Source organism: Acinetobacter sp. CIP 102529, from assembly GCF_000368325.1.
In the GTDB taxonomy this organism is placed as follows: domain Bacteria; phylum Pseudomonadota; class Gammaproteobacteria; order Pseudomonadales; family Moraxellaceae; genus Acinetobacter; species Acinetobacter parvus.
In genome coordinates, this window is sequence record NZ_KB849354.1 from 220,688 (window position 1) to 228,016 (window position 7,329).

At 42.8% G+C, this 7,329-nt stretch carries 6 protein-coding genes; 5 read left to right on the forward strand and 1 reads right to left on the reverse strand.

Going from position 1 to position 7,329, the window contains the following annotated elements; all coding sequences use genetic code 11:
* Positions 1-31: 31 nt before the first annotated feature.
* The 5 genes from F972_RS03215 (at position 32) to F972_RS03235 (ending at position 5,690) form a co-directional block, all read left to right on the forward strand.
* Positions 32-1,318: an NAD(P)/FAD-dependent oxidoreductase gene (locus F972_RS03215; RefSeq protein ID WP_004763938.1), complete on the forward strand. Its 1,287-nt coding sequence runs from the start codon at positions 32-34 to the stop codon at positions 1,316-1,318.
* 125 nt (positions 1,319-1,443) lie between these two features.
* Positions 1,444-1,926, forward strand: a complete 483-nt coding sequence (locus F972_RS03220; RefSeq protein WP_004674749.1) for an FKBP-type peptidyl-prolyl cis-trans isomerase — start codon at positions 1,444-1,446, stop codon at positions 1,924-1,926.
* Between the two features lie 122 nt (positions 1,927-2,048).
* Positions 2,049-3,497, forward strand: a complete 1,449-nt coding sequence (locus tag F972_RS03225; RefSeq protein WP_004763939.1) for a cryptochrome/photolyase family protein — start codon at positions 2,049-2,051, stop codon at positions 3,495-3,497.
* A gap of 329 nt (positions 3,498-3,826) precedes the next feature.
* Complete coding sequence (locus tag F972_RS03230; RefSeq protein WP_004763941.1) at positions 3,827-4,528, forward strand: VIT1/CCC1 transporter family protein; 702 nt, start codon at positions 3,827-3,829, stop codon at positions 4,526-4,528.
* A 118-nt stretch (positions 4,529-4,646) separates the two neighbouring features.
* Positions 4,647-5,690: an NAD(P)H-dependent flavin oxidoreductase gene (locus F972_RS03235; RefSeq protein WP_034428080.1), complete on the forward strand. Its 1,044-nt coding sequence runs from the start codon at positions 4,647-4,649 to the stop codon at positions 5,688-5,690.
* Positions 5,691-5,749: 59 nt separating this feature from the next.
* Here F972_RS03235 and F972_RS03240 read toward each other — a convergent pair.
* A partial coding sequence (locus F972_RS03240; protein WP_004763944.1) for a YadA family autotransporter adhesin occupies positions 5,750-7,329 on the reverse strand: 1,580 nt, incomplete at its 5' end.

The following is a 7,329-nucleotide window of genomic DNA, read 5'->3' on the forward strand; positions in this document are numbered from 1 at the left end:
TGCCATCCTTTCACAAAAAATTAGGTTAATCATGAGTAAAACCTTACATCATATCGTGATTGTAGGCGGTGGCGCAGGTGGTTTGGAACTTGCGACACAACTGGGTGAACGTTTTGGCAGGAAAAAGAAAGCCCGAATCACACTGGTTGACCAAAACCTGACCCATATCTGGAAGCCCCTGCTCCACAAAATTGCTGCTGGCTCCCTCAATCCCCACGAAGAACAGACTAACTACTTTGCCCACGCAGAAAAGCACCATTTTGAGTTCGTGCTTGGCACCCTGCTGGATGTTAACAAGGATCAAAAGCAGATTAGCCTCTCTCCTCCCCAGCTTTCCAAAGAACACACACCACTGATTCAAAAGTTGGGTTACGATACTCTGGTGATTGCGGTAGGTTCTGTCTCCAACGATTTTGGCATCGAGGGGGTACGTGAATATTGCCACTTCCTTGACAGTCGCCAACAGGCGGATATTTTCCAGCAGGATTTACTCCACCTCTACATTGAGGCACAAAACCATTCCACTGAACGTGCCCTGAACATCGGTATTGTTGGTGCGGGTGCCACAGGTGTGGAACTGGCGGCGGAACTGATCGAAACCACCAAAAACTTCTATCGTTATGGCTTAAAGAAAATTGATCCGAAGCAGGTCAAAATTACATTGATTGAAGCGTCTGACCGTATCCTGCCAGCATTGAATGAAAAAACCGCAGCACATAGTGCCAAGCAACTCAGGAAAATGGGCATCGAGATTCTGACTGAGCATAAGGTGCAAAAAGTCGATAAATCTAATGTCTATTTTAGCAATGGGAAAATCCTGCATTCTGATATTACCGTGTGGGCGGCAGGGGTAAAGGCACCCAAAGTTTTAGAATCATTTACAGATTTTAAACGTGACAAGATCAATCGGTTAATGGTTTACGCAACGCTTCAAACGCATTCTGATCCAAATGTATTTGCCTTTGGTGACTGCGCCAACTGTCAGCTGGATGCCCGTCAGCCACCACTTGGCCCACGCGCACAGGTTGCCAGCCAGCAGGCAACTTTTCTGGTGGATGCGATGGCGGCCCGTTTATCAGGCTCACCACAACCCATGTTCACCTTTAACGACAAGGGATCGCTGGTTTCATTGAGCCGTAATCAGGCGGTGGGAGAATTGCTTGGCGATGTCAGCGTACAGGGATTTATTGCCAAAACCATGTATGTATCGCTATACCGACTGCATCAGGCCAATATTCATGGCTACACTCAGGCTGGGGCACTCACCGTCAAAGATTTTCTGACTCGTCGTGTACGTCCAAAAATTAAACTGTATTGAGTTGAAATTTTAAATTTCGCTCCTATTTATAACTAAATCGTTTCAAAAAGTGGAAAATAGTCAACAAAAACTATTTTTCACTTTATGATATACAGCTAAAACTATTGATGACATGGATTCAAAACATGACTGCTATTGCAAATAACCACGTGGTTTCATTCCACTACACTTTAACAAACGCTGAGGGTGAAACACTTGATCAATCTCAAGGTGAACCACTTGCATATTTGCACGGCGCAGGCAACATCATTCCTGGTTTAGAAAATGCACTGCTTGGTAAAACAGTAGGCGAAAAATTTACTGTAACTGTTCCAGCTGCAGAAGGTTATGGCGAATATAACCCAGACCTCGTACAAGAAGTTCCAGCACAAATGTTCCAGGGCGTGGATAATATCCAGCCTGGTATGCAATTCCAAGCTCAAACTGATGATGGCGTTCAAATCGTAACGGTTAAGGCCATTGAAGGCGACAACGTGATCGTTGACGCAAACTTCCCACTTGCTGGTCAAGACCTGACTTTTGAAGTTGAAATCATGGAAATTCGTGATGCATCTCAAGAAGAGCTTGATCATGGTCACGTTCATGGTGCAGGTGGTCACCAGCACTAATTCATTTTTAAATGAATTGTTTAAGGCAAAGCTTCGGCTTTGCTTTTTTATTGGCTGATACTTTTATAAAATAGAAAAATCGCTTAACTTTAATAGGACTCTCTTCTCTTGATATTCTGTCTATGTCCCATTCTTATCAACTGATCTGGTTCCGTCAGGACCTTAGAATCCATGATCATGCTGCACTTTGGCACGCAACGCAGGCTGGCCAGTGTATTGCGCTGGTGATTCTGTCACCTGAACAATGGCAACAACATGACGATGCCCCCATCAAGATCGAGTTTTATCTGCGTCAGCTACAACAATTAAAACAGCAGCTTAATACCCTTAACCTTAATATCCCATTAATCATCCAGCATATTCCTCTATGGAAAGATGTAGGTAATTTTTTTACGGAACTTCTCCAGCGAATAAATATCGAAAATGTCTACGCCAATATTGAGCTGGGTGTAAATGAACTAAAGCGTGACCATGATGTACAGAAAGTATTAAACCAGCAGCAAAAAGAACTAATCCTGTTTCATGACCGTACACTGTTTCCTGTGCGTTCCATTCGCAATCAGTCCAACCTACCCTATCAAGTTTTTGGGGCATTCAAGAAAACCTGTTATCAGCGTTTACAACATGGGTTGCCCCAGTGTTATCCATTGCCTGACGCTCAACGACCGCTTGCAGAGGATTTTTCATTTTTTAACCAAGCCAACCTGACCACCCTGCAACAAGCCTATGCCTCAACGCTTGAGCAAAACATGATTGATCATTGGCCAGCTGGAGAGACATACGCCTTAGATTTATTAGATGAGTTTGTAAGAAAAAGGTTGAATCACTATAAACAAGCACGAGACTTCCCAGCACAAGTTGGCACCAGTCAACTTTCAGCCTACCTGAACATTGGTATTCTCTCCATCCGCCAGTGTATTCAGGCACTGTTTAGGCAACAGCATGGTGATTTTGTCATCCAGTCTGAAAGCCAGCAGGTGTGGCTGGATGAGCTGTTATGGCGTGAGTTTTATCAGCATATCCTGTTTGATTTTCCGCAGGTTTCCAAACATCTTCCCTTTAAATCCTCAACACAGAATATCCCGTGGCGTGATGACCTAATTGCGCTGGAACAGTGGCAACAGGGAAAAACGGGTATTCCAATTGTGGATGCAGGTATGCGTCAGTTACTGGCAACAGGCTGGATGCATAATCGGGTGCGGATGATCTGCGCCATGTTTTTAAGCAAAAACCTGCTCATTGATTGGCGTAAAGGTGAACAATGGTTTATGCAACATTTAGTGGATGGTGATTTGGCTGCCAATAATGGCGGCTGGCAGTGGTGCGCTTCGACAGGAACAGATGCCGCTCCCTACTTTCGTGTGTTTAACCCAATTAGCCAATCGCAAAAATTTGATTCGAATGGTGACTATATTCGCACGTGGATTCCCGAAATTGCTCACTTAGACTCTAAAACGATTCATGAACCTTTTGCCAATACCAAAATTCAGAATCTGGACTACCCTATGCCAATCGTGGAGTTAAAGTCCAGCCGCACACGGGCAATTGAGACGTTTAAGACATATTTATAGCCATTTTATAGTCATTTAATTGCTACTGCCGAGATAAACCTGTTACATTTGTCAAGACATCTGTTTAGACAGACCAAGCTGTATGTTATTGTTTACACAATTAAATTATAAATTAAGGCTCTAGACTAACATATCTATTCTGCTAGTCTAAAGCCTAAATAAAAATGTTAAACCATTCACATATTATAACGAAGTCCCCCGTTATCTTACCGTTAAAATAAGTTATTTTATAGCGAATTAAGTTGATGAATCATTGATAGAATTTTCATAAAAATGATTTTCCATAATAAAGCTGGGACTTGTTTCATTATTTTTATAAGAGCCGAATTATGTCTTTTTCTCATCATGCAGAACCTCATGTCATACAACGCTCAGGCTGGTTACGTGCCGCCGTGCTTGGTGCAAATGATGGCATCATCTCCGTGACCAGTTTGATTATGGGTATGGCTGCCAGTGGTGCCAGTTCACATACATTGTTAATTACCTGTATTGCAGGGCTGATCTCTGGGGCAACCTCAATGGCTGCTGGAGAATATATTTCCGTTAAGTCACAGGAGGATATTGAAAAGTCAGACCTGCGTTTTGAAGCCAGAGAGCTTGAAAAGAATCCCCATGCGGAACTTGGTGAACTCACTCAGATTTATATTTCACGTGGTTTAAACCCTGAACTGGCACATGAAGTTGCCAAACAGTTGACTGAACATGATGCGCTGGGTGCACATGCCCGAGATGAAATTGGCATCCATGAAAATACTGCTGCCAATCCAGTTCAGGCAGCACTTTCTTCTGCCGCCTCCTTTTCATGCGGTGCGGCTCTTCCCATGCTGGCCATCCTACTCAGTCCAGATGCTTTTATTTCACATGCCGTTTTGGTGACAGGCATTATTTCATTAGGAATTTTAGGCGCGCTTTCCAGCTATTTTGCACATACCTCAATACTCAAAGGCAGTCTGCGTATTATGTTATGGGGCATTTTAGCGATGGCTTTCTCAAGCTGGGTCGGTTCTCTATTTAATGTCACAACCATTTAAAACCATTATTTTTTACGGAATAAATATTGTGTATATTCCATAATTAAATACTGGTTATTATTTGCAAGGTTTTTTGTTTTTGCGTTATGGTGACTAAAAGCAAAGTGAGCATATAATGATGTCAATCCTAGAATTACTAGAAATAAAACACCCTATTTTTCTTGCACCTATGGCAGGTGTATCAACGCCTGAACTGGCCGCTGAAGTTTCTAACCAAGGCGCGTTTGGTTCTTTGGGACTGGGGGCAAATACACCAGAAACAGCGAAAGCTGAGATTTTAAAAACACAGACACTTACAGACAAACCCTTTCAGGTCAATTTCTTTTGTCATCAACCTGAACGACTTGACCAGCAAAAAGCCCAACAATGGATTGAATATATACGACCTCAGTTTGCCAAGTTTGGTGCTGAGCCACCGTCCGAATTACGCTGTATTTATCCAAGCTTTTTAGATAATGATGATTTCCTGAATGTTGTACTTGAAACTCGTCCCAAAGCTGTGAGTTTTCATTTTGGTATTCCACACCCTCGCCAGATTCAGGCACTCAAAGATGCGGGTATTGTCACTCTGGTTTCTGCCACCAACCTGATTGAGGCACAGCAGATTGAAGCGGCAGGAATCGACATTATTATTGCTCAAGGGATTGAAGCTGGAGGACATCGGGGTATTTTCAATCAAACTTTTGATGCTGCCATTAAAACCAGTGATCTCGTACAACTCATTTCAACACATTGTAAATTACCTGTCGTAGCTGCTGGCGGTATTATGAATGGTGATCAAGCAAAATCGATGTTGAAATTAGGTGCTGCTGCTGTTCAATTGGGTACAGCATTTGTGCAATGTAAAAGTTCGAGTGCGAACGCATCCTATCGAAAAGCTTTATTCAGTCAATCTATTACACAAATCAGTTCAAGCTTATCAGGTCGTCCAGCCCGTGGACTGCTGGGCACATGGCACACCCAGATTGATGCACCCAACCGCCCAGCATTACCTGAGTATCCATATACCTATGACTTAACCAAGCAATTGATCAGTGTTGCCAATCAGCACAATGATCCTGGTTATGGTGCATTTTGGGCTGGCATGAATGTGGGGCAGATTCGGGAACTGGAAGCAGCCGACCTGATTAATCAACTGGTTTTAGAAATAAAAACCCTTTAAAACGTTTTAATTAAAAAACCCGTTCAATTGAACGGGTTTTCCACTTTATGCTTTAAATTTTACCAACCAAAACCAACGCCTACACCACCCGAACTTTCTTCCTTGGTAAATGCGCCACCAATGGTGAGTGAGGTATTATCATTAATAATCCGTTGATAGCCAATTGACACCGCCTGTTCCTGTCCCTGAAAGCCAGCACCCACACCGACACGATTTTGTCCTTTGACACTGGCAGCACTACTTGACATATTCATCATCGCAGCAGTCATGGCACCTTGGCGGTTAAAACGTTCATCCACTTTATGGAAGCGCTGTTCTGTTTCCATACGATAATCATTAAACGCGCTATTTAAGGCATTTACACGCTCATTGGTATAGTTATTGGTCGATTTTTCTGCTGCTTTTAGCTGTTGATAGTTGACTGCATCGGTATCTTCAACGGCATCCGCCACATGGATGATTTGGCGTTCTTTGCCTTTTGCTCCAACTGATACCGTATTATCACGATCCGATGCAGAATCATTACCCAATACCACTGCATTTTTGGCTTGAGTATCGACATTATTGCCCAGCACAAAGGTATTATCACCCGTGACTTTATTGTCATTACCCACAACATAACTACCGTTTCCAGATACCGTGTTTGGATCACCAAAGGCACCAGAACCATTACCTGAAACCTGATTACCCACACCTACAGCAGTTGAGCGATGGCCTGTCACTACGGTATTTGTTCCAATCGCAACCGAGTTTTCACCTGTTGCCGAAGCAGCTTGGGCATCAGTTACTCCATTCACCTGAACAAACTGGTTACTGGCTGTAAGTTGAGTTTGCACATCTGCAATTTTGCCATCGGTATAGCTATTCGCACTGGAAAGTGCCGATGCCGTTTGCTGGTCGGTATAATCTTTTGCGCCACTTAAAGAAGATGCCGCTTTTTGATCTGTGTAGCTTTTTGCATCATTAAGTACAGATGCAGTTTGTTGATCAGTATAGGCTTTGCCATCGGCAGCTTTCTGGTCAGCATAATTTTTCGCATTGTTTAGTGTCGATGCAGTTTGCTGATCTGTGTAGGCTTTACCATCAGCAGCTTTTTGGTCTGCATAGCTTTTTGCATCATTTAAGGTTGATGTGGTTTTCTGGTCGGTATAGCCTTTTGCATTATTTAATGCAGTGGTTGTTTGTTGATCTGCATAATTTTTTGCATCATTTAAATTAGATACAGCTTGCTGGTCTGTATGTGTTTTTAAATCTGATACAGAGGTTTTAATTGCACCTAATTGTTGATCAACTGCAATGAATGCATCACTCACTGTATTTTTAGCTTTTCCTTGGATTGTAAAAGTTGGATTTGTGAATACACCATTGTTCCATGCCGCACCACCACCTAATGCCTGAACCAACGCAGTATTAGTCGTATCAACACGTGTATTTAAGGTGGCCACTTCATTGCCAATTCGCGTATCTACACCATCAATACGAGTGTTAATGGTATTGGCACTATTGGTAATCGCTGTATTTAAAGTACCAACTTCAGTTGTCACCCGTCCATCTAATGCTGTAATACTGGTATTGGTCGCATGTAACTGTTTACCTGTCACTGCATCTTTAGACGTTGCATCTAATGTTGCATCTTGCA